This window comes from Streptomyces sp. NPDC003011 (assembly GCF_053591515.1).
The window spans coordinates 19,400-43,442 of sequence record NZ_JBSFTY010000042.1 but is presented as its reverse complement, the minus strand read 5'-3'; the positions used below and the strand labels follow the sequence as shown (position 1 = coordinate 43,442).

The following is a 24,043-nucleotide window of genomic DNA, read 5'->3' as shown; positions in this document are numbered from 1 at the left end:
CCGCGTCCGTAGGGAGCACGTCATGATCAAGCAGGTTTCGCACACGGTGACCGGCACCGACCCGGCCGGCTTCGCTCTGGCCCTTGAGGTGGCGTACGAGCTGCACGCGCCGGTGGCGCGGGCGCCCGAGGTGGCCGCCGCCGCCCACGGCGCTGGCCGCCGTGCGGGTGCCGCGCGCAGCCGCCGCCGTACGGTCCGGGGCTGATGTCACCCGGCTCTTCCCACCGCGCCAGCCGGGAACCGTGCGAGGCTGAAAACGTTCAGAGACTTCAGCCCTCCTGTCCCACCGCACCCGAGGAATCCACGCCCATGAGCCCCGCCGAAGGCGACCGTGACACCCAGCGCATCCTGATCGTCGACGACGAGCCGGCGGTGCGCGAAGCACTCCAGCGCAGCCTCGCCTTCGAGGGCTACGACACGGAGGTCGCGGTCGACGGCGCGGACGCCCTGGAGAAGGCCTCCGCGTACCGGCCCGACCTGCTGGTCCTGGACATCCAGATGCCCCGGATGGACGGCCTGACCGCCGCGCGGCGCATCCGCGGGGCCGGTGACACGACGCCGATCCTCATGCTCACGGCCCGCGACACGGTCGGTGACCGGGTGACGGGTCTGGACGCCGGGGCGGACGACTACCTGGTCAAGCCCTTCGAGCTGGACGAGCTGTTCGCCCGCGTCCGCGCGCTGCTGCGCCGCAGCTCGTACGCGGCGGCGGCCGGAGCGGGTACCGCCGAGGACGACGAGGCCCTCGTCTTCGCCGACCTGCGCATGGACCTCGCGACCCGTGAGGTCACACGGGGCGGACGACCGGTGGAGCTGACCCGTACCGAGTTCACGCTCCTGGAGATGTTCCTGGCGCACCCGCGCCAGGTCCTCACGCGCGAGCAGATCCTGAAGGCGGTCTGGGGCTTCGACTTCGAGCCGTCGTCCAACTCGCTCGACGTGTACGTGATGTACCTGCGCCGCAAGACCGAGGCCGGGGGCGAGCCGCGGCTCGTGCACACGGTGCGGGGTGTGGGGTACGTGCTGCGGCAGGGCGGCTCGGAGTGAGGAAGGCCGTACGCCGGTTCCGGTCCCTGCCGATCCGATCGCGCCTCGCGCTGCTGGTCGCGGCGGCGGTGGCGTTCGCGGTGGCGGCGGTGTCGGTGACGTGCTGGTTCATCGTGCAGGGGAAGTTGTACGACCAGCTCGACAAGGACCTCACCGCGATGGCGCAGGGACCGCAGTCGTCCAAGCAGGTCGTGGACCTCCTCGCGACCTGCCCCCAGACCGCTCGGACGGACCAGAGCGACCAGAGCGGCCTCCCCGACCTGCGGACCCGGAACAACTACATCCAGCTGGTCAAGTCGGACGGGACACCGTGTGTCTCCTCGAATTCGGTGGGCACCGTCAGGGTGACTGGTTCCGACCACGAGGTGATCGAGAACGCGAGCACCACCGGCAAGGCACTGATCCGCAACGGCACCGACACCGACGGCAACGCCGTCCGTGTGATCACCGCGCCTCTGATCGTCACCCAGGACAGGGACAGCCCGCCCCAGCTGTACCCCGGCACCGCACTCCTCATGGCGACCCCTCTCAAGGGCACCCAGTCCACCCTCAACGAACTGGCCCTCATCCTGCTCCTCGTCTCCGGCATCGGAGTCGTCGGTGCCGGTGCCGCCGGGCTCGCCGTGGCCCGTGCGGGTCTGCGCCCGGTCGACAAGCTCACCGAGGCCGTCGAGCACGTGGCCCGGACCGAGGACCTGAGCATCCGCATCCCGGTGGAGGAGGCCAGCGAGGACGAGGTCGCCCGGCTCTCCCGCTCCTTCAACTCGATGACGTCGTCCCTGGCCAACTCCCGTGAGCTGCAACAGCAGCTGATCGCGGACGCCGGCCACGAACTGCGCACCCCGCTGACGTCCCTGCGCACGAACATCGAACTCCTCACCCGCAGCGAGGAGACCGGCCGTCCCCTCCCCGCCGCCGACCGCAAGGCGCTGCTCGCCTCGGTCAAGGCGCAGATGACGGAACTGGCCGCGCTCATCGGGGACTTGCAAGAGCTGTCCCGTTCGGAGGGCCAGCGTGGTGAGCGCGTGCAGGTGGTGTCGTTGCAGGACGCGGTGGAGTCGGCCCTGCGCCGAGCGCGCCTGCGCGGCCCGGAACTGACCATCACCGCCGACCTCCAGCCCTGGTACGTCCGGGCGGAGCCGGCCGCGCTGGAGCGGGCGGTGGTCAACATCCTGGACAACGCGGTGAAGTTCAGCCCCGAGGGCGGCACGGTCGAGGTGCGGCTGAGCGAGGGCGTCCTGCGGGTCCGCGACCACGGTCCCGGCATCCCCGCCGACGAACTCCCCCACGTCTTCGACCGCTTCTGGCGCTCCCCGTCAGCGCGAGCCCTGCCGGGCTCCGGCCTCGGCCTGTCCATCGTCGCCCGCACGGTCCGGCAGGCCGGCGGCGAGGTGAGCCTGGCCCGCGCGGAGGGCGGCGGCACGGTGGCGACGGTACGGCTGCCGGGGGCGCCGACGCCGCCGCCGGAGGATCTCACGGCACCTGGCGCCTGACCTCTGTGAGGAACGACGCCCAGGAGGCCGTTCCGAAGACCAGCACCTGTCCGTCCGGGACCTTGCTGTCCCTGACGGGCACCAGGCCGGTGCAGCCGTGGGCGACCTCGACGCAGTTCGAGGCTCCCCCGTCGCTGTAGGACGACTTGCGCCACACAGCGGTGCCGAGCTCGGGAGTTCGGTTCATGATCTGCACTCCTCCAGAAGGCGCTTGACGAACGCCGTCGACTCCACCGGAGTCAGGGCCGCGTCCCTGACCAGATCGTAGGACAAGCGATACGACATGACCTTGTCCGGATCATCGATCAGCACGCCGATGCCGTTGCCCTCCAGGTAGGCGACGGGATCACCGACTCGCTGCCACAACAGGATGAGGTCGCTGTTCATGAGGTCGTGCACGCCGGCGGAGTAAGGCAGCACCTGGAGCGCGACGTTCGGGAGGTCCGCCGCGTCCACCAGATGCGACAACTGGTCCGTCCACACCTTCACGTCGGGAACCGGGCGCCGCAGCGCACCCTCGTCCAGGACCACGCGCACGTTCGGCGCCGGATCGCGGTACAGCAGCTCCTGCCGCCCCATGCGCAAGGCCACCTGCTCCTCGACCTCGTCGCCGTTGCCAGCCGTTGTCTGGGCTCCAGACAACCCTGACAACACCGCGCGGGCGTAGTCCTCGGTCTGCAACAGGCCCGGCACCCGCAGCTGGAACATCCACATGACCCGAGCCGTCGCCTCCAGCTCCATGAAGGCTTTGTACTTGTCCTTCACGACCTCCTTGCGCGCGTCCCGCCACAGGCGAACCAGCAGGTCACCGGCCCCGTAATACCCGTCCAGGTCTTCCATGACGGTCACCTTGGACAGCCGCTCTCCCGACTCCAGACGGCTCAGGTAGCTCTTGTCGTACCCGGTCTCGTCCGCCAGCTGTCCCAGGGACTTGCCCTCCTTCTCGCGCAGAAACCGAAGGGCCCGCCCCAGCACCGCACGCCCCGACTCACCTTCCGCGTCAACCATTTCGCCCATGTCACCCCTCCCTGTTGCCTGGGGCCGCAGACAACACCGACCCCCTTCCGCAGCGTACGCCCGCACAGTGACCATCGAGTCACGAACGGTGATCGCCGCTCGTCCATGGGTTGCCGACGCACGAAGGAGCGCCGTCATGCGGGAACGGATCACTGGACTCAGCGCAGTGCTGCTGCTGGCACTGGTGCGGGCGTTGCTGCCCGCCCGGGGCCGACATCGAGCGGTCCGGACAGGACTCACGGTCGGACAGTCCCCCTCGGCGCCCGCTGCCGCGACGTCGGCAAGCAAGTGCCGCCCCTTCGTCGCAGGGTCCTTCGAGCACGACACCCCGCTCGTACGCCCGTACCTCCTCACGCCGGAGGAACGCCATGAGCGAAGGCTCCAGCGGCAGCGACGGCGGGCCCTGTGGCTCGCCGTGCACGGCGTCGACGTCGGCCCCCGCCGTATCCACGGGATGGAGGTCTCCGCATGACGACGACCGGACCGCTGCGTCTGCTGCCGTGGACGAGCCCCGAAGGCAAGCCCTGTTACCTGAGTGCCGACAGTGGTGACAGCAGGCTCTCCCTGCTGGCCGACGACGTGGAAGCGGCCCAGCTGGAGTCCGGGGAACAGGTGCTGGCCGGGTCCAGGGCCGTACTCGCCGATCCAGGGGCGGGTGAGCGGGCGGTGCGTTTCGCGCTCACCCGGGCGGTCGAGTCCCTGGAGGAGGTCCTGCGGATCGCGGTCAGCCGGGGTGGACGGCAGGGCGTGTCCCCCGGCGTCAGCTGAAGCCGAGCATTCCGGGGGAGTCGATGTCCACCGTGAGGAAACCCGGCGGGTAGTGGTTCTCGTGTCCGGTCAGGATGATGGACATGCCTCCGGTCTCCATGTGCGGAGTGGCCACGTAGATGGCGTGACAGGTGTCGGCTCCTCCCCACCCGTCACGCACCATCCCGCCCACTGTCACGGCCGCGGCCTGGGCGAGCGGGTCGATGTGGATTCCGGGCAGCGCGAGCAGGTTGCCGCCGACGCCCGCGTCGCTCTCCTCGGCCTTCAGGAGACAGAGCGCCGGGACGCGCAGCCAGTCGCCCGGGGTGCGAGCGACGTTGTCGGCCAGATGGTGCAGGGCCTTGTGCCCGTGGGCCAGCGCGAGAGCCGCGCTGGTGTCCAGGATGATCACGCGGCCCGCTCCCGCTGAGCGCGCGCCTTCTCGGCCGCCATCGCGTAGACGTTGGCCAGGACGTCCGGGCCGCTGTCGAACTCGTCGTCGGTGAGCGTGCAGCCCATGCGCTCCCGCAGTACCTTGCGCGTGGCGGCCACCCGCTCCGCGATCTGCTCAGCCGTCGGCTGCTCGGAGGCCAGTCGCTCGACGAGCTGCCCCAGGGTCATCCCACGCTCCTTGGCGACCTGGGCGAGATGGTCGCGGGTCTGCCGGGACACCTGAATGGTCGTGTGCTCTGCCATGGTTTCACCATAGACGCATTACGGCGCGCCAGTCACGGTCCTCCCCGCAGTCACCCGGTGGCGCTCTCAGCCGGTCCACCGCTTGAGACACCCGGCCAGGCTGCCGCGGCTGAACCGGCAACCTTTCCCCCCTTCAGCTCCCACAGGCAGGCATCACCCCAGTCGTCCCCCGCACTTGGATGGAGCAGCCCGTGAGTGAGCGACGCAGCAAGGCCCGGCACGGCAGACGGAGCACGGTCCTGACCGCCGGGTTGCCGGTCGTCCTGATCGCGGCCGGCGCCCTCGCCTACGGCACCGACGTCGGCGTCTTCGGAGCGGGCGCTCAGCGGCAGGCCTCGGCCGCCACGGCGGCCCCCGCCTGGGCCACCGCCGCCGCCGACGGGTTCGCCTCCGTCAACGCCCTGGGGCAGAACGGGACGTACGGCGGGCGGGACGGCGAGACCGTCACCGTGAAGACGCTCGCGGAGCTGGAGAAGTACGCGACCGCCGCCGAGCCGTACGTCATCGTCGTGGCCGCCACCATCGACATGAACCCGGTCGGCAAGGAGATCAAGGTCGCCTCCGACAAGACGATCGTCGGCGCCGGGACCTCCGGGCACATCGTCGGCGGCGGTTTCCTCCTCGGCTCCGGCGTCCACAACGTGATCATCCGGAACCTGACGATCCGGGACGCCTACCAGGGCGTCTGGAACGACAAGGACCACGACTTCGACGCCGTCCAGATGGACGGGGCGCACCACGTGTGGATCGACCACAACGACCTGCGGAACATGGCCGACGGGCTCATCGACGTCCGCAAGGACAGCACCTACGTGACCGTCTCCTGGAACAAGCTGAGCAACGACAACAAGGCGTTCGGCATCGGCTGGACCGAGAACGTCGTCACCGACATCACGATCCACCACAACTGGATCCGCGAGACGGAGCAGCGCAACCCGTCCACCGACAACGCGGCCCACGCGCACCTCTACAACAACTTCCTGGAGGACGTGCCCGGGACCACGATCAAGTCCTCCTACGGCAACTACTCGCGCGGCGCGACGAAGATGCTCCTGGAGAACTCCTACTTCCAGGGCGTGAACAACCCGGTCATCAAGGACAGCACGGCGAGCATCGTGCAGAAGGGCAACACCTTCGTCTCCACGACCGGGCGCAACGAGAGCGGCGGCACGGCCTTCGACGCCAAGACGTACTACCCCTACACGCTCGACAAGACCGCGGACGTACCCGCGCTGCTCAAGTCCGGTGCGGGGCCGCGCGGTTCGATCGGCACGACGGCCGCCACGACGGCCACCACGAAGGCCGCCGCGGCGACCACGCTCACCGTGGCCAAGGACGGCAGCGGCCAGTACTCGACCGTGCAGGCCGCGGTGAACGCCGTACCGGTCAACAACGCCTCCCGGGTGGTCATCTCCGTGAAGCCGGGCACGTACCGCGAACTCGTCAAGGTCCCCTCCAACAAGCCGCACGTCACCATCCAGGGCACCGGCGGCAGCCGTAAGGACACGGTGATCGTCTACAACAACGCGTCGGGAACGCAGAAGCCCGACGGCTCCGGCACCTACGGCACCGGGGGCAGCGCCACGGTGGCCGTCGAGGCGGACAACTTCCAGGCCCGCAACCTCACCATCTCCAACGACTTCGACGAGGCCGCCAACCAGTCCCTCTCCGGCCACCAGGCCGTCGCCCTGCGCACCGCCTCAGACAAGGTCTTCCTGGACTCGATCATCGTCGAGGGCGACCAGGACACGCTGCTGCTGGACACGGCCGCCAAGGACAGGCTCGGCCGGGTCTACATGAAGAACTCCTACATCGTCGGCAACGTCGACTTCATCTTCGGCCGGGCCACCGCGGTGATCGACGCGTCGGTCATCACCCTCAAGAAGCGCTGGAACGGCACCTCGGCCGGCTACATCACCGCCCCTTCGACGGCCGCCAACCGCAAGGGCATCCTGATCGCCGACTCCACGGTGAACGGCAGCGTCTCCGACCGCACCTTCTACCTCGGCCGCCCCTGGCACGCCGGCGGCGACGCCACCCTCGACCCGCAGGCCACGGTCCGCAACACCACCCTCAGCGCCGCGATCCGTACCACCCCCTGGACCGACATGAGCGGCTTCTCCTGGAAGGACGACCGCTTCGCCGAGTACATGAACAAGGGCGCGGGGGCGGGCGCCGCGAGCACCGAGCGGCCCCACCTGACGGACGCCCAGGCCACCGGCCAGGAGGTCGCCGACTGGCTGGGCGACTGGACGCCGACGGCTTCCTGAACCCCGCCGCCCGCGCCGCCGTACCGGTCCCGGGGAGCCGGTCAGCGGCGCAGGATCAGGGTGTCGTCCGGCTGTGGAAGGCGGCGCGGGGTCAGGGTGTCGTCCGGGCGCGGGAAGGCCCTGAGCGCCAGCGTGTCCTCGGTCAGGGCCGTCGGGAGCGGGCCCGCCAGACGGGCGTACGTCCCCGCACGCGCGACCAGTTCGGTGTGCGTGCCGCTCTCCACCAGGCGGCCCTCGTCGACGACCAGGATCCGGTCGGCGTCGGGGGCCAGGCTCAGGTCGTGGGTGATCATGATGGTGGTCCGGCCGGACATCAGGCGGCGCAGGGGCTGGACGACCTGGCGGGCGGCCACCGAGTCGAGGCCGGCGGTCGGTTCGTCCAGGACCAGCACGGGGGCGGCGCGCAGCATAGCGCGGGCGATGGTGATCCGCTTCAGCTGACCGCCGGAGAGGGCGGCCGTGCCGGGGGCGATCTCGGTGCCGTACCCGTCGGGCAGGGCGGCGATGAAGTCGTGCGCGGCGGCGGAGCGCGCGGCCCGTTCGATGTCCGCCTCGCTCGCGCCGGGGCGCCCGCACGCGATGTTCTCCCGGATCGTGCCCTTGAGGATCAGCGTCTCCTGGGGCAGCAGCGTGATGTTCTCGCGCAGGAACTCCAGGGGCATGTCCGGCAGCGGGACGCCGTCCAGGGTGATCACGCCCGCCGACGGGTCGTAGAAGCGGGTGAGGAGTGTGGTCAGCGTCGACTTGCCCGCGCCGCTCGCGCCCGTGATGATCACCAGCTCGCCGGGGGCCGCGGTGAAGGTCACGCCGTCGAGGGAGCCGCGGGCCGCGCCCGGGTAGCGGAAGGACACGTCGTGGAAGCCGACCCAGCCGCGCACGGGCCAGTCGTTCACCGGTGCGGCGGGGTCGCCCACCGAGGGCTTCGCGTCCAGGATCTCGCCGAGGCGCTGGGCGCCCGCGGTGGCGGCGGCGAGGGTGAGGCCGAGCTGGCCGAGGTCGCGGATCGGCGGGTAGAGGTAGCCGATGAAGGCGGCGAAGGCGAGCAGCTGGCCCAGGGTCATGCGGCCGGCGGAGATCTCCCAGACGCCCAGGCCGACCACCGTGAGCACGCACACCGTCTCGACGACCTCGACGAACTGCTCGTACAGCTCGCTCAGCCGGGCCCCGCGCACGGACGCCCGCATCCAGGCGCGGGCCTCGCGGTCGAGGCGCCGCTCCTCGTCCCCGCGGCGGTTGTAGGCCTGGGTGAGGACGACGTTGCCCAGTGACTCCTCCACCACCGAGGTGATCGCGCCGTCGGCGGCCCGCTCGTCCTGGGAGGCCTCCTTGATGCGGCCGGAGAAGCGGCGGGCGGCGAGCAGGAAGAGGGGCGCGAGGACGAAGGTGGCCAGGGCCAGGTCCCAGCGCAGCCAGAAGGCGGCGGCCGCGTAGAAGACGGCGGAGAAGACGGCGGAGACGGTGCCGACGACTCCGGACACGACCATCTGCTCAATGGCCTCGACGTCACCGGTCAGCCGCTCGACCAGGTCGCCCTGGCGGTGCTGCTGGAAGAAGTGCGGGGGAAGGCCCTGGACGTGCCGGAAGACGCCCGCCCGCAGCCGCAGGACGAATCTCTCGGCGGTCCAGGCGGCCAGCGAGTTGCCGAGGTAGCCGACGAACGCGCCGAGCACGGCGACGCCCAGCCAGGCCCCGGCCGGGCCCCAGAACGCGGCGAGCGAACCGGCCTTCAGGGCGTTGTCGGTGAGTTCCGCGAACAGCAGGATCGAGGCGGTCTCGGTGAGCGCGGACACCACCACGCACGCCACGATCACCACCAGCCACGTGCGGTCGCCGCGGGTCAGCGGCCAGAAACGCCGGAAGGCCTCGCGGACTTCCCTCATGGTGCGACTCCCTCGATGTGCGCCGGGCCCGGATCTGCTCCGGGCATGGCCGAGGCGGGGCCCCGGCCGCGAGTCGGACTCGCTGACCGGTGACCCCGCCTCGTGGCGGGCCTCAGCCCTTGTGGGCGACCGGACGGCGCTTCGGGGCGGCCTTCTTCGGCGCGGCCTTCTTGGCGACCGGGGCGGGCTTGCGGGACTTCTTGACGGGGGTGATCTTGTGGAAGCTCATGGTTCTCTCCTTGTATCCGTGCGAGGTATCCGTGCGAGTGAACTGCCTTTGCCGTTCGCGTTCTCCGCGGTTTTCGCGTCCTCCGCATTCTCCGCGGTTTTCGCTTTCGCGTCGTTCGCTGTCGACATGGAAAACACTACGGCATTCCCGCAGCCGAAAAGGCCAATTCCCCTTGGAATTCAATAAGATTCACTATGAGGCGCCTCTGAAATGAAAGTCTCAGAGAAATCCCGGAACCGAGGGGAACTCACACAGGATTTATGAAACGCAGAAGGGGCGTACGCATGACGCGTACGCCCCCACCCACCCCTCACCTCTGTCGAGGCGTGCGGCTGTGCCGGCGGTCTACTGCACGATCGTGATCCGGTTCGCCGCCGGCGGCGCGACCGGGCTCGTGGCCGACGAGTTCGCCGTCAGGTACTGCTCCAGGGCCGTCAGGTCGTCGGTGCCGACGAGGTCGTTCGTGCCCTGGCCCAGCGTGGTGAAGCCGTCCCCGCCGCCCGCGAGGAAGCTGTTCGTCGCGACGCGGTAGGTGGCCTCCGGGTCGACGGCCGCCCCGTTCAGCCGGATGGAGTCCGTGACGACCCGGTCCGCGCCGGCCTTCGTCAGGTCCAGCGTGTAGGTCAGGTTGGCGGACGGCTGGAGGATCTTCGGCGCGCTCGCGTTCGAGCCGCTCACCTGCTCCTTGAGCACCTGGATCAGCTGGGCGCCCGTGAAGTCCTGGAGGTTGACCGTGTTGGAGAACGGCTGCACGGTGAAGCCCTCGGCGTAGGTCACCACGCCGTCGCCCTCGGTGCCCTTGGCCGCGTAGGTGAGGCCGGCCCGGACACCGCCCGGGTTCATCAGCGCGAGGTCGGTCCCGGCGTCCAGTTGCCTGCCGTACCAGAGCTGCGCGTCCGCGATCAGGTCGCCCATCGGGGACTCGGTGCCGGTGCTCGGCACGTCGGCGGAGATGTAGCCGATCGCGCGGTTGCCGATGGGCGCCGCGAGGGTGCTCCACTTGCCGATCAGCTCGGTCATGTCCGCCGCCTTGGGGACGGTCCGGGTGACCACGTGGTTCGCGGACTGCACGGCCGTACGGGCGATGTCACCCGTCCAGCGGTCGTACGTCAGCGTGGTGTCCGTGTACAGACGGCCGAAGGACGCGGCCGAGGTGACCATGCGGGGCTTGCCCGCCGGGTCGGGGATCGTGCACACGTACGCCGCGTGGGTGTGGCCGGTGACCAGCGCGTCCACCTGCGGGGAGACGTTCTTGGCGATGTCGACGATCGGGCCGGAGACGCCGTCGCCCGCGCCCGGCGCGTCACAGTCGTAGTTGTACGCGGAGGAGGCGGGCAGCCCGCCCTCGTGGACCAGGGCCACGATCGACTTGACGCCCTGCTTCTGCAGCACCTTGGCGTACTTGTTGATCGTCTCGACCTCGTCCTTGAACGTCAGGCCCTTGACGCCCTCGGCGGAGACGACACCCGGGGTGTCCTCCAGGGTCACGCCGATGAAGCCGACCTTGACGTCCTTCTTCTTCCACACCCAGTACGGCTTGAGGACCGGCTTGCCGGTCTTCTCGTCCAGGACGTTCGCCGCGAGGTAGGGGAAGTCGGCGCCCTCGAACTCCTTGTCCGTGTAGCAGCCGGCGGTCGGGTGGCAGCCGCCGTTCTGCAGCCGGGCCAGCTCCTTGGCGCCCTCGTCGAACTCGTGGTTGCCGACGGACGTGACGTCCAGGTCGAGCTTGTTGAGCGCCTCGATGGTGGGCTCGTCGTGGAACAGCCCCGAGACGAGCGGGGAGGCGCCGACCATGTCGCCGCCGGCCGCGGTGATGGAGTACGCGTTGCCCTCGCGGGCCTGGCGCAGGTGCGTGGCGAGGTACTCGACACCGCCCGCGTCGGTCGTCTTCGTGGTGCCGTCCGGCTGGAGTTCGGTGACCCGGCCGGAGGAACCGGACGGCGGCTCCAGGTTGCCGTGCAGGTCGTTGAAGGACAGCAGCTGTACGTCCTGGTAGCGGCCCGGCGCGTGACCGCCCGGCCTCCCCTTGCTCTCACCCGCGCTCGCCGCGGTCGGCAGCGCGGCGGCCAGCGCGCCGACGGTGGCGAGACCGGCGGCCGCGGCGAGGAGCCGGCGGGTACGACGTCTGCGGCGCACGGCTTTTGCCGGGTGCGACTGGGATGTGGCTGGCATACGCCCCCCTGTGGTTCTGGTGTGGAAGTGGGCCCCCGTTCCGGCGCAGCCTAGGGTCAACGCGCGTAGCGCGACAGAGGTTTCCGGGTTACATCCTGGTTGCTTCTGTGCCGCCACTTTGCCCGGCCGTCCCCTTACCCTCGTACGCATGACCAGCGACGACACCGCACGCACCGGCATCTCCCGCTCGATCGAGACCCATTCCGCGCTCTCCCCGGAACAGACCGGGGCCGTGCTCGGGCTGCTCACGGAGGCCGCCCGCGTCGACGGGCGCCAGGCGGTGTCCGAACAAGGCCGGTTGCAGCTGCGGGGCGGCCCCCGCGAGGGCGTGTCCCATCTGCTCCTGCTGGTCGGCGCCGAACTCGTCGGCTACGCCCAGCTGGAGGACACGGACCCGGTGGAGGCACCGGCGGCGGAACTGGTCGTCCACCCCTCGCACCGGGGGCACGGCCACGGCCGGGCGCTGGGCTCCGCGTTGCTCGCCGCGTCGGGCAAACGGCTGCGGGTGTGGGCGCACGGCGGCCACGCGGCGGCCCGGCACCTGGCGCAGGTCCTCGGGCTGACGCTGTTCCGCGAACTGCGGCAGATGCGGCGGCCGTTGAGCGACCTGGACCTTCCGGAGCCGGTGCTGCCGGACGGCGTGACGGTACGGACCTTCGTCCCCGGCGCCGACGACGCGGCCTGGCTCGCGGTCAACGCGGCGGCCTTCGCCCACCATCCCGAGCAGGGGTCCCTCGCCCAGCGGGACCTCGACGACCGCAAGGCCGAGCCGTGGTTCGACCCGGCGGGGTTCTTCCTGGCGGAACGCGAGGGCGAACTCGTCGGCTTCCACTGGACCAAGGTGCACGCCGGGGAGCGCATCGGGGAGGTGTACGTCGTGGGCGTCCGCCCGGGGGCCCAGGGCGGCGGGCTGGGCAAGGCGCTGACGACGATCGGCCTGCGGCATCTGGCGGGGCGGGGGCTGCCCACGGCGATGCTGTACGTGGACGCGGACAACACGGCGGCGGTGTCGGTGTACGAACGGCTCGGGTTCGCGACGTACGAGACGGACCTGATGTACCGCACGGAGACGTGACCGCCGCCGCAGGCGAACGTCTCCGGGCCCGACGCCCCCGGGGCGGCCCGACGCCCGACGGTCTCGACGCCCGGACCGGGCGCCACCTCCGTACCGGGTCCGCCCCGCACACCCCCCGCCACCACCGCCGCGACCACCACCAGCACCCTCCACCACTCGTGCCCGGCCACCCGCCGCTGATCCCGGCCGCCCACCGCTGATCCCGGCGGCCCCGCAGGCCCCAGCGGTCCAGCAGGAGCAGCGGTCCGACGGGAGCAGCGGAGTCAGCGCCGCCGCCGTGAGCAGGACCGCCGCCACGGCCGGCGCCGGCACGAACACGGCCGCCGGGGCCGTACCGACGGGCACGAGCACTGCCCCTTCCCACCGACCGCCGCCCGCCGCCCGCCGGCGGGACCCGCCTCGACGGGACCCGCCCGTCCCCCTGGTCCCGGACGACCGGCGTGTACGTCCCGCGGGCCGTCCCGCTCTCGTCCCGTGGCCCCCCGGGGCCGCCCCCCGATATCCCGCACGCCATGTCGCCGTAACCATCGGTTCAGACAGGCTTGCGACGCTCAGCGAATGAAGCCCGCCGTGCCAGAGCCTTCGCCGCCCCCCGAGGGAAACACGGGGAACGGGGACCACCGCGTGACCGCCGCGCTGCGGCCCGCGCTGTCCGACGCGCCTGTATCGCTCGATGCGCGGAAGAATGGTTCCATGAGCCAGCCAAACGCCCAGGCACAGGTCCAGCACGCCCAGCCCTCCGTCGGTTCCATCGCCGCGCACCGACCGCACACCGTGTCGGCGGCCGTCTCCGACCTGGAACCCGACATCGACGCCGACCTCGACGCCTACGAGGAGTCGCCGTACGACGGACCCCAGCTTCCGCAGGGTCGTTTCCTCGACCGTGAGCGCAGCTGGCTCGCCTTCAACGAGCGCGTCCTCGAACTCGCCGAGGACCCGAACACGCCCCTGCTGGAGCGCGCCAACTTCCTGGCGATCTTCGCCAGCAACCTGGACGAGTTCTTCATGGTCCGGGTGGCCGGTCTCAAGCGCCGGATCGCCACCGGTGTCGCCACCCGGTCCGCGTCCGGCCTCCAGCCCCGCGAGGTGCTGGAGATGATCTGGGCGCGCTCCCGCGAGCTGATGGCCCGGCACGCCGCCTGCTACCACGAGGACGTCGCCCCGGCGCTCGCCGAGGAGGGCATCCACCTGGTCCGCTGGAACGAGCTCCAGGAGAAGGAGCAGGCCCGCCTGTTCACGCTCTTCCGCCACCAGATCTTCCCGGTGCTGACCCCGCTGGCGGTCGACCCGGCGCACCCCTTCCCGTACATCTCGGGTCTCTCCCTGAACCTCGCGGTCATCGTGCGCAACCCGGTCACCGGCCACCGCCACTTCGCCCGCGTCAAGGTGCCCCCGCTGCTGTCCCGCTTCCTGGAGAGCTCCCCGGGCCGGTACGTGCCTCTCGAGGACGTCATCGCCGCCCACCTGGAGGAGCTGTTCCCGGGCATGGAGGTGCTGGAGCACCATGCCTTCCGGCTCACCCGCAACGAGGACCTGGAGGTCGAGGAGGACGACGCCGAGAACCTCCTCCAGGCCCTGGAGAAGGAGCTCATGCGGCGCCGCTTCGGGCCGCCGGTGCGTCTGGAGGTCGAGGAGTCCATCGACCGCGAGGTGCTCGACCTGCTGGTGCGGGAGCTGAAGATCAGCGAGGCCGAGGTGTACCCGCTGCCGGGTCCCCTGGACCTCACGGGCCTGTTCCGCATCGCCTCCATCGACCGGCCCGAGCTGAAGTACAAGAAGTTCATCGCCGGTGTGCACCGGGACCTGGCCGAGGTCGAGTCGGCGTCCGCGGCCGACATATTCGCCGCCCTGCGCACCCGCGACGTACTGCTGCACCACCCCTACGACTCCTTCTCGACGTCGGTCCAGGCGTTCCTGCAGCAGGCGGCCGACGATCCGGACGTCCTCGCCATCAAGCAGACCCTGTACCGCACCTCGGGCGACTCCCCCATAGTCGACGCGCTCATCGACGCCGCCGAGGCCGGCAAGCAGGTCCTCGTCCTGGTCGAGATCAAGGCCCGCTTCGACGAGCACGCCAACATCAAGTGGGCGCGCAAGCTGGAGGAGGCCGGCTGCCACGTGGTCTACGGCCTGGTAGGGCTGAAGACCCACTGCAAGCTGTCCCTGGTGGTCCGCCAGGAGGGCGACACGCTGCGGCGCTACAGCCACGTCGGCACGGGCAACTACCACCCGAAGACGGCGAGGCTGTACGAGGACCTGGGCCTGCTCACGGCGGACCCCCAGGTCGGCGCGGACCTCTCCGACCTGTTCAACCGCCTCTCCGGCTATTCGCGCCGCGAGACCTACCGCCGCCTCCTCGTCGCCCCCAAGTCGCTGCGCGACGGCCTGATCTCGCGGATCAACAAGGAGGTCCAGCACCACCGTGCCGGACGCCCCGCGTTCATCCGCATCAAGGTCAACTCGATGGTGGACGAGGCGATCATCGACGCCCTGTACCGCGCGTCCCAGGCAGGCGTCCCGTGCGACGTCTGGGTGCGCGGCATCTGCGCGGTCCGCCCCGGCGTCGCCGGCCTGTCCGAGCACATCCGGGTCCGCTCGATCCTCGGCCGCTTCCTCGAACACTCCCGGGTGTTCGCCTTCGGCAACGGGGGCGAGCCCGAGGTGTGGTTCGGCAGCGCCGACATGATGCACCGCAACCTCGACCGCCGTATCGAGGCGCTGGTGCGGGTCACCGACCCGGCCCACCGCGCCGCCCTGAACCGGCTGCTGGAGACCGGCATGTCCGACGCCACCGCCTCCTGGCACCTCGGCCCGGACGGCGAGTGGACCCGGCACGCGACCGACCAGGACGGCCAGCCCCTGCGCAACGTCCAGGAGATGCTCATAGACGCCCGGAGGCGCCGGCGTGGCACAGCGACACCTTGACCCGACGGGGCCCCTGGCCGGCCCCTCCCCCGCGCCCGGCTCCGGCCGGGCCGGCGGGACCCCCACCGGGGACGCCCTCGCGGGCTACCTGCGGGCCCAGGCCACGGAGTTCCTCCGCGCCCTGCGGCTGCACCGGGAGACCGGCGGCACGGCGAACGGCCCGGGGGCGGGCGGCGCGGCCGGCCCGGAGGACCCCGTCGACGCGGCCCTCGCCCTGCGCCGCGCGGTCCGCCGGATCAGCGGCAGCCTGCACACGTTCCGCCCCCTGCTGGACGCGGACTGGTCGGAGTCCGTGCGCCCCGAACTGGCCTGGCTGTCCGGCACCCTGGCGATGGAACACGCCTACGCGGCCCGCCTGGAGCGGCTGCTGCTGGCGCTGCACAGGCTGTCGGGGGCGGTGTTCCCGGCCCAGGCGGTGGGCGCCGCCCAGGCCGCCGCCTCCGCCGTGGGCGTCCGCGGTGCCGGTGCGGAACGGACGGGCACGGCGGAACCCGGCGGCCTCCCGGCCCCCGCGCCCGCACCGGACCGCGGCAACCTCACGGTGGGCGCGGCCAAAGCGGGCGCCCTGCTCGAACGCCAGCTGACCCTGGCCCGGACCCGGGCCCACAGCACCGCCCTCCAGGCCCTCGGCTCCTCCCGCTTCCACGCGGTCGCGGACACCGTCGCCTTACTCGCCAGCGACGTCCCCCTCGTGCCCGCGGCGACCGCCACCGACCTGCGCCCCCTGGCCGCCGCGGCCCGGGACAGACTCACCGACGCCGTCACCGCCCTGCCCCTCATCACCGCGGGCCACCCCTACAACGCGGAGGCCCTGATCCACGGCCTCTCCCCCGACCCGGCCCCGCACCCGCAGGACGCGCCCTGGCACCAGGTCCGCCTGCTCCTGCGCCTGCACCGCTACGCCCGCGAGGTCCTCGACTCCACGGACGCGCCCGTGGACGTACGCCTGCTGGCCGCGGGCCAGGCCCTGGACCGGCACCGCGACGCCTCCGAGGCGGCCGCCGCCGCGGCCCAGGCGGCCCGTACCCCCCGGATCGCCCCGGCGACGGCGTACGCGCTCGGTGTGCTCCACGCCGACCAGCGGCACGAGGTGGAGGCGGCGCGCTTCGCGTTCCAGCAGTCGTGGCAGAAACAGGCGGTCGGCACACCCTGATCCGTCCGCCCGCGAGACCTGTTCAGAAGGCGGTGACCCCATGAGCCATCCGAAGGAGACCCCCGTCCGGGCAGCCGGCTGCGTCCTGTGGCGCCGCTCCCCGGCCGGCGGCGAGCTGGAGATCTGCCTCGTCCACCGGCCCAAGTACGACGACTGGTCCCACCCCAAGGGCAAGCTGAAGCGCGGCGAGGCCCCTCTCGTCGGGGCCCGTCGCGAGGTCGCCGAGGAGACCGGCTACGCCGCCGTGCCGGGCACCGAGCTGTCCACGGTCCGCTACGTGGCCAACGGGCGTGCCAAGGAGGTCCGTTACTGGGCGGCCGAGGCCACCGAGGGCGTGTTCACCCCGAGCGACGAGGTGGACCGGATCCTCTGGCTGCCGCCGAAGGCCGCCAGGAACCGCCTGACCCAGCACCGGGACCGGACCCTGGTCGACGAGTTGCTGATCCGGGTGTTCGAACACTCGTAGCGGAGGCTGAACGCCGCACCGGCGTCGCCCCGCCGCCGCCCGGCGTTCAGTCGGGCAGGTGTCCCTCCGCGTCGGCACGGGCCAGACTGCGGGCTCTGCGTGCCGGGCCACGCCAGCCGCAGGTGCAGCGGGCCGCGCAGAAACGGCCTTGCTCGACTGTCTGTGTGCGGTGTGCGGGTCGGTCGGGAGGTGGGGGAGTCCTGTCCTGCTGCGCCACGCCGACAACGGTACCCAGGCCAGGTGAACGGTCGGTGAGCGCGTGACGAGGCCTGCTACCCGTCGTTAACCGGGACGACAGGGGGCCCGTGACGGACGTACCGGCTGGGGGTAGGCAGGCGATGACGCAGCGGCAGAGGCACACCGGCGGGACGCTCGTCGCGGCGGGGCTCATGGTCTGGGTCTGTGTCGCCACCGCCGGCTGCTCCGGCAGCGGGGCCGCCGCCGGGGACGCCCGCCCGGCCGACCCGGTCGGCACGCTGCGCCGGGCCGCCGACACCCTGGTGGACGCCGGGAGTTCGAAGGCCCGCACGTCGATGGAGATGGCCACCGGCGGGACCCGGGTGACCATCCGGGGCGAGGGCGTGTACGACTTCCGCCGGCAGTCGGGGCGGCTGAAGGTGCTGCTGCCGCAGGACCCGGCCGGCACCAGCGTGCGCCGGCCGATCACCGAACTCCTCGCGCCCGGCGCCCTGTTCATGAAGCACCGGGGCGCCGGTGTGCCCGCCGACAAGTGGGTCCGGGTCGACACCGCGACGCTGACCGACGGGAACCTCGTCACCGGCGGCGCCACCGATCCGCTCGCCGCGGCCGAGGTGCTGCGCGGCACCCGGACGGCGACGTACGTGGAGGAGACCGAGGTCGCGGGAGTGCCGGTGCGGCACTACCGGGGCACCGCGGATCTCGGGGCGGCGGCCAGGAGGGCGTCCGCCGCGAACAGGGGGCCGCTGGCGTCGGCGGCGAAAGGGTTCGCCTCGGCCGAGGTTCCGTTCGACGTCTACCTCGACGAGCAGGGGCGCGTCCGCAAGGTCCGGCACCGGTTCAGCTTCGTCGGCGGCCGGCGCAACGGCACCGTCGCGGTCGCCTCGACCACCCTGCTCTACGCCTTCGGGACGCCCGCGGACGTACGGCTGCCGGCCGCCGCGGACATCTACGCCGGCACGATCGCCGAGGAGTGAGGGCGCCGCGCCGCGCGGGCGCGGACCCGTGACGGGCGTCAAGAACTAGCCCGTCCGTGCCATGCGCGGTGTGTGGGCCGCTCCCTACTCTAGGAAGCCGGTGACGGCAGAGATGAGGTGATGCGCGTGGCTCCGGTCGGCGGTACGGCAGTACAGGACCACGTGGCCCTCGCCGAGATAGAGCTGTGCGGGGAGCTGATCATCGCTGCTTCGGCCGCCGAGGACCGGCTCAGCCTGGAGAGCATCGACGAGGTGCTGCGGGTGGCCGAGGAACGCGCCTCCGGCGGGTGAGCCGGGGCGCTCCCCACGGTCCTTCGCCGTTCAGGCACGCAGCCTTCAGGTACGCAGCCCTCAGGTACGCAGCCCTCAGGTACGCAGCAGGCGGCCGATCGCCTTCGTCGCCTCCGCCACCTTCGCGTCGATCTCGGTGCCGCCCTTGACGGCCGCGTCGGCGACACAGTGGCGCAGGTGTTCCTCCAGGAGTTGCAGGGCGAAGGACTGCAGCGCCTTGGTGGAGGCGGACACCTGCGTGAGTATGTCGATGCAGTACACGTCCTCGTCGACCATCCGCTGCAGGCCCCGGATCTGGCCCTCGATGCGGCGCAGCCGCTTGAGGTGTTCGTCCTTCTGCTTGTGGTACCCGTGCACGCCGCGGTCGTGGTCCGTCACGGTCTCCGGCCCCCCGGTGGCGGAGGGCGCTTCCGCGCCGGCCTCTGTGGTCGTCATCGCGTCCTCCAGACATATACCCCTACTGGGTATATCGTACCGAACTTTGCTGGGTATGGGGTCTGCGGACGGCCCCCGTGTCGAACACTCTGCCTGATGGGCGACACTGGGGGACGGCCCGTTAGCCGTGGCCGGATGATGCGCCTAGCATCAGCCTGACCGAAACCGATGCACCCCGAGGACCCCTTGTGCGCTTTCGTCTGACCCCCAGGGAGACGAGCTTCTACGACATGTTCGCCGCGTCCGCGGACAACATCGTCACGGGCTCCAAACTCCTCATGGAACTGCTCGGGGCGGACTCCTCCGCCCGGGCCGAGATCGCAGAGCGTATGCGGGCCGCCGAACACGCGGGGGACGATGCCACGCACGCGATCTTCCACCAGCTGAACTCCTCCTTCATCACGCCGTTCGACCGCGAGGACATCTACAACCTCGCGTCCTGCCTCGACGACATCATGGACTTCATGGAGGAGGCCGTCGACCTCGTCGTCCTCTACAACGTGGAGGAACTGCCCAAGGGCGTCGAGCAGCAGATCGAGGTGCTGGCGCGGGCCGCCGAGCTGACCGCGGAGGCCATGCCGAACCTGCGCACCATGGAGAACCTCACCGAGTACTGGATCGAGGTCAACCGGCTGGAGAACCAGGCCGACCAGATCCACCGCAAGCTGCTCGCCATGCTCTTCAACGGCAAGTACGAGGCCATCGAGGTGCTGAAGCTCAAGCAGATCGTCGACGTGCTCGAAGAGGCCGCCGACGCCTTCGAGCACGTGGCCAACACGGTGGAGACCATCGCGGTCAAGGAGTCCTGACCCCTCCATGGACACCTTCGCCTTGATCGTGACCATCGGTGTCGCGCTCGGATTCACCTATACCAACGGCTTCCACGACTCGGCCAACGCCATCGCCACGTCCGTGTCCACACGCGCGCTGACGCCGCGTGCGGCGCTCGCGATGGCCGCGGTGATGAACCTCGCCGGCGCCTTCATGGGCAGCGGGGTCGCCAAGACCGTCAGCGAGGGCCTGATCGAGACGCCGCACGGCAACCGGGGCATGTGGATCCTGTTCGCCGCCCTGGTGGGCGCGATCGTGTGGAACCTGGTCACCTGGTACTTCGGCCTGCCCTCGTCCTCCTCGCACGCGCTGTTCGGCGGCATGGTGGGCGCGGCGCTCGCGGGCGGTATCGACGTTCTCTGGTCCGGCGTCCTGGAGAAGGTCGTCATCCCGATGTTCATCTCCCCGGTCGTCGGCCTGATCGCCGGTTACCTGGTGATGTGCGCGATTCTGTGGATGTTCCGCAAGTCCAACCCGCACAAGGCCAAGCGCGGCTTCCGGATCGCGCAGACCGTGTCGGCGGCGGGCATGGCCCTCGGCCACGGTCTCCAGGACGCCCAGAAGACGATGGGCATCGTGGTGATGGCCCTGGTCATCGCCGATGTCGAGCAGGCGGGCGACCCGATCCCGATCTGGGTGAAGGTGGCCTGTGCGCTCATGCTCTCGCTCGGTACCTACGCGGGCGGCTGGCGCATCATGCGCACACTCGGACGGAAGATCATCGAGCTGGACCCGCCGCAGGGGTTCGCCGCCGAGACCACCGGCGCGTCGATCATGTTCACCACGGCGTTCATCTTCCACGCCCCGATCTCCACCACCCACGTCATCACCTCCGCGATCATGGGCGTCGGTGCCACGAAGCGGGTGAACGCGGTGCGGTGGGGTGTCGCCAAGAACATCATCCTGGGCTGGTTCATCACCATGCCGGCCGCGGCGGCCGTTGCGGCCGTGGCGTTCGGGCTGGTGAACCTCGCGTTCCTGTAAGGGCCGTGACCGAGGACTCCGCCCCGGCCGGTGCCGCGGGACAGGAGCCCGCCGGCCGCTCCCCCGGGACAGGAAACGGGCCCGCCCCCGGTAGCCGGGGGCGGGCCCTTCTCGTCCTCGCGGTGGCACCGCCATGCAGCACCGCGAGGGGTCGGGGGAGCGTCGGCTGAGCCGCGGCTCGGGAGCGCCGGCTCAGCCGAAGCGGCCGGAGATGTAGTCCTCCGTGGCCTGGACCGACGGGTTGGAGAAGATCCGCTCCGTCTCGTCGATCTCGATCAGCTTGCCGGGCTGTCCGACCGCCGACAGGTTGAAGAAGGCGGTGCGGTCGGAGACGCGGGCCGCCTGCTGCATGTTGTGCGTCACGATGACGATCGTGAAGCGCTCCTTCAGCTCACCGATCAGGTCCTCGATGGCGAGCGTCGAGATCGGGTCGAGGGCGGAGCAGGGCTCGTCCATGAGCAGGACGTTCGGCTCCACCGCGATCGCCCGCGCGATGCACAGACGCTGCTGCTGACCACCCGACAGACCGGAACCCGGCTTGTTCAGGCGGTCCTTGACCTCGTTCCAGAGGTTCGCGCCCTTGAGCGACTTCTCGACGACGTCGCTCAGTTCCGACTTCTTGTAGCTGCCGTTCAGGCGCAGCCCCGCCGCCACGTTGTCGAAGATCGACATGGTGGGGAACGGGTTCGGGCGCTGGAACACCATGCCGACCTCGCGGCGCACCGAGACCGGGTCGATCCCGTGCCCGTACAGGTCCTCGTCGTCCAGCAGCACCTTGCCCTCGACGCGGCCGCCCGTGGTGACCTCGTGCATCCGGTTCAGCGTGCGCAGGAACGTCGACTTGCCGCAGCCGGACGGACCGATGAAGGCCGTCACCGAACGCGGCTCGACCGTCATCGAGATGTCGTCGATCGCCTTGTGGGACCCGTAGTAGGCGGTGAGCCCGCTTACGTCGATTCGCTTGGCCATGTCTCCACTTCACTTCCGGATCAGTCGCTGTGGCCGCGTCAGCGACCGGTCTTGGGTGCCTTCCAGCGGGCGATCCCGCGGGCCATCAGGTTCAAAATCATCACGAACGCGATCAGCGTCAGCGCCGCCGCCCACGCACGGTCGTACGCCGCGCCGGAACCGGCGCTGTTCGCGTACTGCTGGTAGATGTACAGCGGCAGGGACTGCTGCGCGCCCTCGAAGGGGTTGGTGTTGATGAGCGAGTTGCCCCACACCAGCAGCAGCACCGGCGCCGTCTCGCCCGCGATACGGGCCACCGCCAGCATGACGCCGGTGATGATGCCGCCGAGCGAGGTCGGCAGGACCACCTTCAGGATCGTGCGCCACTTCGGGACACCGAGCGCCAGGGAGGCCTCGCGCAGCTCGTTCGGGACGAGCTTGAGCATCTCCTCGGTGGAGCGGACGACGACCGGCATCATCAGGATGGCCAGCGCCAGCGAGCCGGCGAAGCCGAAGGGCTGCATGTCGAACATCAGCATGATGCTGAGGATGAACAGACCGGCGACGATCGACGGGATGCCCGTCATGACGTCCACGAAGAAGGTGACCGAGCGGGCCAGGTTGCCGCGCCCGTACTCGACCAGGTAGATCGCGGTGAGCACCCCGATCGGAGCGGCGATCACCGTGGCCAGGCCGACCTGCTCCAGGCTGCCGAGGATGGCGTGGTAGATGCCGCCGCCCGGCTCGGTGTCGGCGACCAGGCCCATGGAGTGGGTCAGGAAGTAGACGTCGAGGACCTTCACACCGCGCGAGACGGTCGTCCACACCAGGGAGACCAGCGGGACCACGGCGAGCAGGAAGGCGACCCAGACGAGCGAGGTCACCATCCGGTCCTTGGCCTGGCGGCTGCCCTCGACACGGGAGGCGATGGCGTACGAACCGGCGATGAACAGGACCGCGGCGATCAGGCCCCACTGGATCCTGCTGTGCAGCCCGGCGGCCAGGCCGATGCCGACACCGAGGGCGAGGGAGCCCGCGGCGATCGCGTACGGCGACCACTTGGGCAGACGGGCGCCGCGCAGGGTGCTGGCGGGGCGCTTGTCGGCGACTGAGGTGCTCATGCGTTGGCCCCCGAGTACTCCTTGCGGCGGGCGATGATCGCGCGGGCCGCGCCGTTGACCAGCAGGGTGATGACGAACAGGACCAGACCGGAGGCGATGAGCGCGTCCCGGCCCAGCTCGCTGGCCTCGCTGAACTTGCTGGCGATGTTCTGGGCGAAGGTGCCGCCGCCCGGGTCGAGCAGGCTGGCCTGGATGTCGAAGGTCGGCGAGAGCACGGTCGCGACGGCCATCGTCTCGCCGAGCGCGCGGCCGAGGCCGAGCATCGAGGCGGAGATCACACCGGAGCGGCCGAAGGGGATCACCGCCATGCGGATGACCTCCCAGCGGGTGGCGCCCAGGGCGAGGGCCGCCTCCTCGATCATCTGCGGAGCCTGGCGGAAGACCTCGCGGCTCACGTTGGTGATGATCGGCAGGATCATGATCGCGAGCAGGACGCCGACGGTCAGCATCGAGCGGGGCGCGCCGCCCTGCCAGGAGAAGATGCCGGTCCAGCCGAGGTACTCGTCCAGCCAGCTGAAGAGGCCGGTCATGTTCGGCACCAGGATGAGGGCGCCCCACAGACCGTAGACGATGGACGGCACGGCGGCGAGCAGGTCGATCACGTAGGCGATCGGACCGCTCAGCCTGCGCGGGGCGTAGTGGGTGAGGAACAGCGCGATGGCGACGGCGATCGGGACCGCGATGACCATGGCGATGATCGAGGAGACGACCGTGCCGAACGCCAGGACGGCGATGCCGAACTTGGGCGGCAGGACGCCGGTGTTCCACTCGAAGGCGGTGAGGAAGTTGGCGTCGTCCTTGCTGATCGCGATCGAGGCGCGGTAGGCGAGGAAGCCCGCGATGGCGGCCATGATCACGAGCAGCAGGATGCCCGACCCGCGGGAGAGACCGAGGAAGATCCGGTCACCGGGTCGGGTGGCGCCACGGGCCGCGCGCTTCTGCTCGGCCACGGTCGGCTGTGGGGTCGGGGCTGGGATGTTCTTCGTGGTGATGTCCATCGGTTCTCCGGTCTGCGGAGCCGTACGCGCTGTACGGCCCTGTGGAGCCGGTCGCGGTCTGCGGCGGCTCCTGGCGGCGGTGCACCGGAC

At 70.7% G+C, this 24,043-nt stretch carries 24 protein-coding genes; 14 read left to right on the top strand and 10 right to left on the bottom strand.

Annotated features, from left to right (window positions below):
• Positions 1–22 precede the first annotated feature (22 nt).
• The 3 genes from ACWD0J_RS22195 to ACWD0J_RS22185 all read left to right on the top strand — a co-directional run bounded on the left by ACWD0J_RS22195 (position 23) and on the right by ACWD0J_RS22185 (position 2,540).
• On the top strand, positions 23–205 hold the full coding sequence (locus ACWD0J_RS22195; RefSeq protein WP_451497527.1) for a hypothetical protein: 183 nt from the start codon (positions 23–25) through the stop codon (positions 203–205).
• Positions 206–309: 104 nt separating this feature from the next.
• Positions 310–1,047: a response regulator transcription factor gene (locus tag ACWD0J_RS22190; RefSeq protein ID WP_451497526.1), complete on the top strand. Its 738-nt coding sequence runs from the start codon at positions 310–312 to the stop codon at positions 1,045–1,047.
• Entirely contained in the window at positions 1,044–2,540 is a 1,497-nt protein-coding gene (locus tag ACWD0J_RS22185; protein ID WP_451497525.1) for a sensor histidine kinase, read from the top strand. The genes ACWD0J_RS22190 and ACWD0J_RS22185 overlap by 4 nt, the downstream gene beginning before the upstream one ends.
• On the opposite strand, the gene ACWD0J_RS22180 is transcribed toward ACWD0J_RS22185, so the two are convergent.
• Both ACWD0J_RS22180 and ACWD0J_RS22175 read right to left on the bottom strand, forming a co-directional pair.
• A complete protein-coding gene (locus tag ACWD0J_RS22180) occupies positions 2,521–2,727 on the bottom strand; it encodes a DUF397 domain-containing protein (RefSeq protein ID WP_451497524.1) in 207 nt (68 codons plus the stop codon). The two genes, ACWD0J_RS22185 and ACWD0J_RS22180, sit on opposite strands and share 20 nt — an antisense overlap.
• Positions 2,724–3,557, bottom strand: coding sequence for a helix-turn-helix domain-containing protein (locus tag ACWD0J_RS22175; RefSeq protein WP_451497523.1), 834 nt, complete (start codon positions 3,555–3,557; stop codon positions 2,724–2,726). Before ACWD0J_RS22175 ends, ACWD0J_RS22180 begins: the two co-directional genes overlap by 4 nt.
• Before the next feature lie 136 nt (positions 3,558–3,693).
• On the opposite strand from ACWD0J_RS22175, the gene ACWD0J_RS22170 reads away from it, so the two are divergent.
• Both ACWD0J_RS22170 and ACWD0J_RS22165 read left to right on the top strand, forming a co-directional pair.
• The gene (locus tag ACWD0J_RS22170; protein WP_451497522.1) at positions 3,694–4,029 is read left to right on the top strand and encodes a hypothetical protein; all 336 of its coding nucleotides are present in this window, start codon (positions 3,694–3,696) and stop codon (positions 4,027–4,029) included.
• Positions 4,026–4,325: a hypothetical protein gene (locus ACWD0J_RS22165; RefSeq protein WP_451497521.1), complete on the top strand. Its 300-nt coding sequence runs from the start codon at positions 4,026–4,028 to the stop codon at positions 4,323–4,325. Before ACWD0J_RS22170 ends, ACWD0J_RS22165 begins: the two co-directional genes overlap by 4 nt.
• Here the strand turns inward: ACWD0J_RS22165 and ACWD0J_RS22160 are convergent.
• Both ACWD0J_RS22160 and ACWD0J_RS22155 read right to left on the bottom strand, forming a co-directional pair.
• Positions 4,318–4,716: a hypothetical protein gene (locus ACWD0J_RS22160; RefSeq protein ID WP_451497520.1), complete on the bottom strand. Its 399-nt coding sequence runs from the start codon at positions 4,714–4,716 to the stop codon at positions 4,318–4,320. The genes ACWD0J_RS22165 and ACWD0J_RS22160 overlap by 8 nt on opposite strands.
• Positions 4,713–5,000, bottom strand: a complete 288-nt coding sequence (locus ACWD0J_RS22155) for a hypothetical protein (protein ID WP_451497519.1) — start codon at positions 4,998–5,000, stop codon at positions 4,713–4,715. Before ACWD0J_RS22155 ends, ACWD0J_RS22160 begins: the two co-directional genes overlap by 4 nt.
• 191 nt (positions 5,001–5,191) lie before the next feature.
• Between ACWD0J_RS22155 and ACWD0J_RS22150 the strand changes: the two genes are divergently transcribed.
• Complete coding sequence (locus ACWD0J_RS22150; RefSeq protein ID WP_451497518.1) at positions 5,192–7,270, top strand: pectinesterase family protein; 2,079 nt, start codon at positions 5,192–5,194, stop codon at positions 7,268–7,270.
• 41 nt (positions 7,271–7,311) lie between these two features.
• Here the strand turns inward: ACWD0J_RS22150 and ACWD0J_RS22145 are convergent, their stop codons facing one another.
• Positions 7,312–9,150 carry an ABC transporter ATP-binding protein gene (locus ACWD0J_RS22145; RefSeq protein WP_451497517.1) on the bottom strand — a complete coding sequence of 613 codons (1,839 nt, stop codon included), beginning with the start codon at positions 9,148–9,150 and terminating at the stop codon, positions 7,312–7,314.
• Between the two features lie 574 nt (positions 9,151–9,724).
• Entirely contained in the window at positions 9,725–11,551 is a 1,827-nt protein-coding gene (locus tag ACWD0J_RS22140) for a bifunctional metallophosphatase/5'-nucleotidase (RefSeq protein WP_451497516.1), read from the bottom strand.
• A 148-nt stretch (positions 11,552–11,699) separates the two neighbouring features.
• Between ACWD0J_RS22140 and mshD the strand changes: the two genes are divergently transcribed.
• The 6 genes from mshD to ACWD0J_RS22110 all read left to right on the top strand — a co-directional run bounded on the left by mshD (position 11,700) and on the right by ACWD0J_RS22110 (position 18,636).
• Positions 11,700–12,626, top strand: coding sequence for a mycothiol synthase (gene mshD / locus ACWD0J_RS22135; RefSeq protein WP_451497515.1), 927 nt, complete (start codon positions 11,700–11,702; stop codon positions 12,624–12,626).
• 558 nt (positions 12,627–13,184) lie between these two features.
• Entirely contained in the window at positions 13,185–15,551 is a 2,367-nt protein-coding gene (locus tag ACWD0J_RS22130) for an RNA degradosome polyphosphate kinase (RefSeq protein ID WP_451497514.1), read from the top strand.
• Positions 15,532–16,704, top strand: a complete 1,173-nt coding sequence (locus tag ACWD0J_RS22125) for a CHAD domain-containing protein (RefSeq protein WP_451497513.1) — start codon at positions 15,532–15,534, stop codon at positions 16,702–16,704. The genes ACWD0J_RS22130 and ACWD0J_RS22125 overlap by 20 nt, the downstream gene beginning before the upstream one ends.
• Positions 16,705–16,744: 40 nt before the next feature.
• The gene (locus ACWD0J_RS22120) at positions 16,745–17,170 is read left to right on the top strand and encodes an NUDIX hydrolase (RefSeq protein ID WP_451497512.1); all 426 of its coding nucleotides are present in this window, start codon (positions 16,745–16,747) and stop codon (positions 17,168–17,170) included.
• 338 nt (positions 17,171–17,508) lie between these two features.
• The gene (locus ACWD0J_RS22115; RefSeq protein WP_451497511.1) at positions 17,509–18,345 is read left to right on the top strand and encodes a hypothetical protein; all 837 of its coding nucleotides are present in this window, start codon (positions 17,509–17,511) and stop codon (positions 18,343–18,345) included.
• 120 nt (positions 18,346–18,465) lie between these two features.
• Positions 18,466–18,636 carry a hypothetical protein gene (locus ACWD0J_RS22110; RefSeq protein ID WP_451497510.1) on the top strand — a complete coding sequence of 57 codons (171 nt, stop codon included), beginning with the start codon at positions 18,466–18,468 and terminating at the stop codon, positions 18,634–18,636.
• Between the two features lie 75 nt (positions 18,637–18,711).
• On the opposite strand, the gene ACWD0J_RS22105 is transcribed toward ACWD0J_RS22110, so the two are convergent.
• Positions 18,712–19,071 carry a metal-sensitive transcriptional regulator gene (locus tag ACWD0J_RS22105; protein ID WP_451497509.1) on the bottom strand — a complete coding sequence of 120 codons (360 nt, stop codon included), beginning with the start codon at positions 19,069–19,071 and terminating at the stop codon, positions 18,712–18,714.
• A gap of 188 nt (positions 19,072–19,259) precedes the next feature.
• Between ACWD0J_RS22105 and ACWD0J_RS22100 the strand changes: the two genes are divergently transcribed.
• Both ACWD0J_RS22100 and ACWD0J_RS22095 read left to right on the top strand, forming a co-directional pair.
• A complete protein-coding gene (locus tag ACWD0J_RS22100; RefSeq protein WP_451497508.1) occupies positions 19,260–19,880 on the top strand; it encodes a DUF47 domain-containing protein in 621 nt (206 codons plus the stop codon).
• A gap of 7 nt (positions 19,881–19,887) precedes the next feature.
• Positions 19,888–20,886, top strand: a complete 999-nt coding sequence (locus ACWD0J_RS22095) for an anion permease (protein WP_451497507.1) — start codon at positions 19,888–19,890, stop codon at positions 20,884–20,886.
• Between the two features lie 192 nt (positions 20,887–21,078).
• On the opposite strand, the gene pstB is transcribed toward ACWD0J_RS22095, so the two are convergent.
• Genes pstB through pstC form a run of 3 tightly spaced genes read right to left on the bottom strand, consistent with a single transcriptional unit; the run spans position 21,079 to position 23,953 of the window.
• Positions 21,079–21,855, bottom strand: a complete 777-nt coding sequence (gene pstB, locus ACWD0J_RS22090; protein WP_451497506.1) for a phosphate ABC transporter ATP-binding protein PstB — start codon at positions 21,853–21,855, stop codon at positions 21,079–21,081.
• Between the two features lie 38 nt (positions 21,856–21,893).
• Positions 21,894–22,955 (bottom strand): phosphate ABC transporter permease PstA, encoded by a 1,062-nt coding sequence (gene pstA, locus ACWD0J_RS22085; RefSeq protein WP_451497505.1) that lies wholly within the window; start codon positions 22,953–22,955, stop codon positions 21,894–21,896.
• Entirely contained in the window at positions 22,952–23,953 is a 1,002-nt protein-coding gene (pstC, locus tag ACWD0J_RS22080) for a phosphate ABC transporter permease subunit PstC (RefSeq protein WP_451497504.1), read from the bottom strand. Before pstC ends, pstA begins: the two co-directional genes overlap by 4 nt.
• Positions 23,954–24,043: the final 90 nt, after the last annotated feature.

Excerpts from the sequence above, each read along its gene's own strand:
- ACWD0J_RS22130 (WP_451497514.1), top strand. The coding sequence starts at position 13,185 with ATGAAGCCCGCCGTGCCAGAGCCTTCGCCGCCCCCCGAGGGAAACACG.
- ACWD0J_RS22175 (WP_451497523.1), bottom strand. The coding sequence starts at position 3,557 with ATGGGCGAAATGGTTGACGCGGAAGGTGAGTCGGGGCGTGCGGTGCTG.
- pstC (WP_451497504.1), bottom strand. The coding sequence starts at position 23,953 with ATGGACATCACCACGAAGAACATCCCAGCCCCGACCCCACAGCCGACC.
- ACWD0J_RS22195 (WP_451497527.1), top strand. The coding sequence starts at position 23 with ATGATCAAGCAGGTTTCGCACACGGTGACCGGCACCGACCCGGCCGGC.
- ACWD0J_RS22145 (WP_451497517.1), bottom strand. The coding sequence starts at position 9,150 with ATGAGGGAAGTCCGCGAGGCCTTCCGGCGTTTCTGGCCGCTGACCCGC.
- ACWD0J_RS22095 (WP_451497507.1), top strand. The coding sequence starts at position 19,888 with ATGGACACCTTCGCCTTGATCGTGACCATCGGTGTCGCGCTCGGATTC.
- ACWD0J_RS22140 (WP_451497516.1), bottom strand. The coding sequence starts at position 11,551 with ATGCCAGCCACATCCCAGTCGCACCCGGCAAAAGCCGTGCGCCGCAGA.
- ACWD0J_RS22190 (WP_451497526.1), top strand. The coding sequence starts at position 310 with ATGAGCCCCGCCGAAGGCGACCGTGACACCCAGCGCATCCTGATCGTC.
- ACWD0J_RS22180 (WP_451497524.1), bottom strand. The coding sequence starts at position 2,727 with ATGAACCGAACTCCCGAGCTCGGCACCGCTGTGTGGCGCAAGTCGTCC.
- ACWD0J_RS22155 (WP_451497519.1), bottom strand. The coding sequence starts at position 5,000 with ATGGCAGAGCACACGACCATTCAGGTGTCCCGGCAGACCCGCGACCAT.
- mshD (WP_451497515.1), top strand. The coding sequence starts at position 11,700 with ATGACCAGCGACGACACCGCACGCACCGGCATCTCCCGCTCGATCGAG.
- ACWD0J_RS22165 (WP_451497521.1), top strand. The coding sequence starts at position 4,026 with ATGACGACGACCGGACCGCTGCGTCTGCTGCCGTGGACGAGCCCCGAA.
- ACWD0J_RS22120 (WP_451497512.1), top strand. The coding sequence starts at position 16,745 with ATGAGCCATCCGAAGGAGACCCCCGTCCGGGCAGCCGGCTGCGTCCTG.
- pstB (WP_451497506.1), bottom strand. The coding sequence starts at position 21,855 with ATGGCCAAGCGAATCGACGTAAGCGGGCTCACCGCCTACTACGGGTCC.
- ACWD0J_RS22170 (WP_451497522.1), top strand. The coding sequence starts at position 3,694 with ATGCGGGAACGGATCACTGGACTCAGCGCAGTGCTGCTGCTGGCACTG.
- ACWD0J_RS22105 (WP_451497509.1), bottom strand. The coding sequence starts at position 19,071 with ATGACGACCACAGAGGCCGGCGCGGAAGCGCCCTCCGCCACCGGGGGG.
- pstA (WP_451497505.1), bottom strand. The coding sequence starts at position 22,955 with ATGAGCACCTCAGTCGCCGACAAGCGCCCCGCCAGCACCCTGCGCGGC.
- ACWD0J_RS22110 (WP_451497510.1), top strand. The coding sequence starts at position 18,466 with ATGCGCGTGGCTCCGGTCGGCGGTACGGCAGTACAGGACCACGTGGCC.
- ACWD0J_RS22115 (WP_451497511.1), top strand. The coding sequence starts at position 17,509 with ATGACGCAGCGGCAGAGGCACACCGGCGGGACGCTCGTCGCGGCGGGG.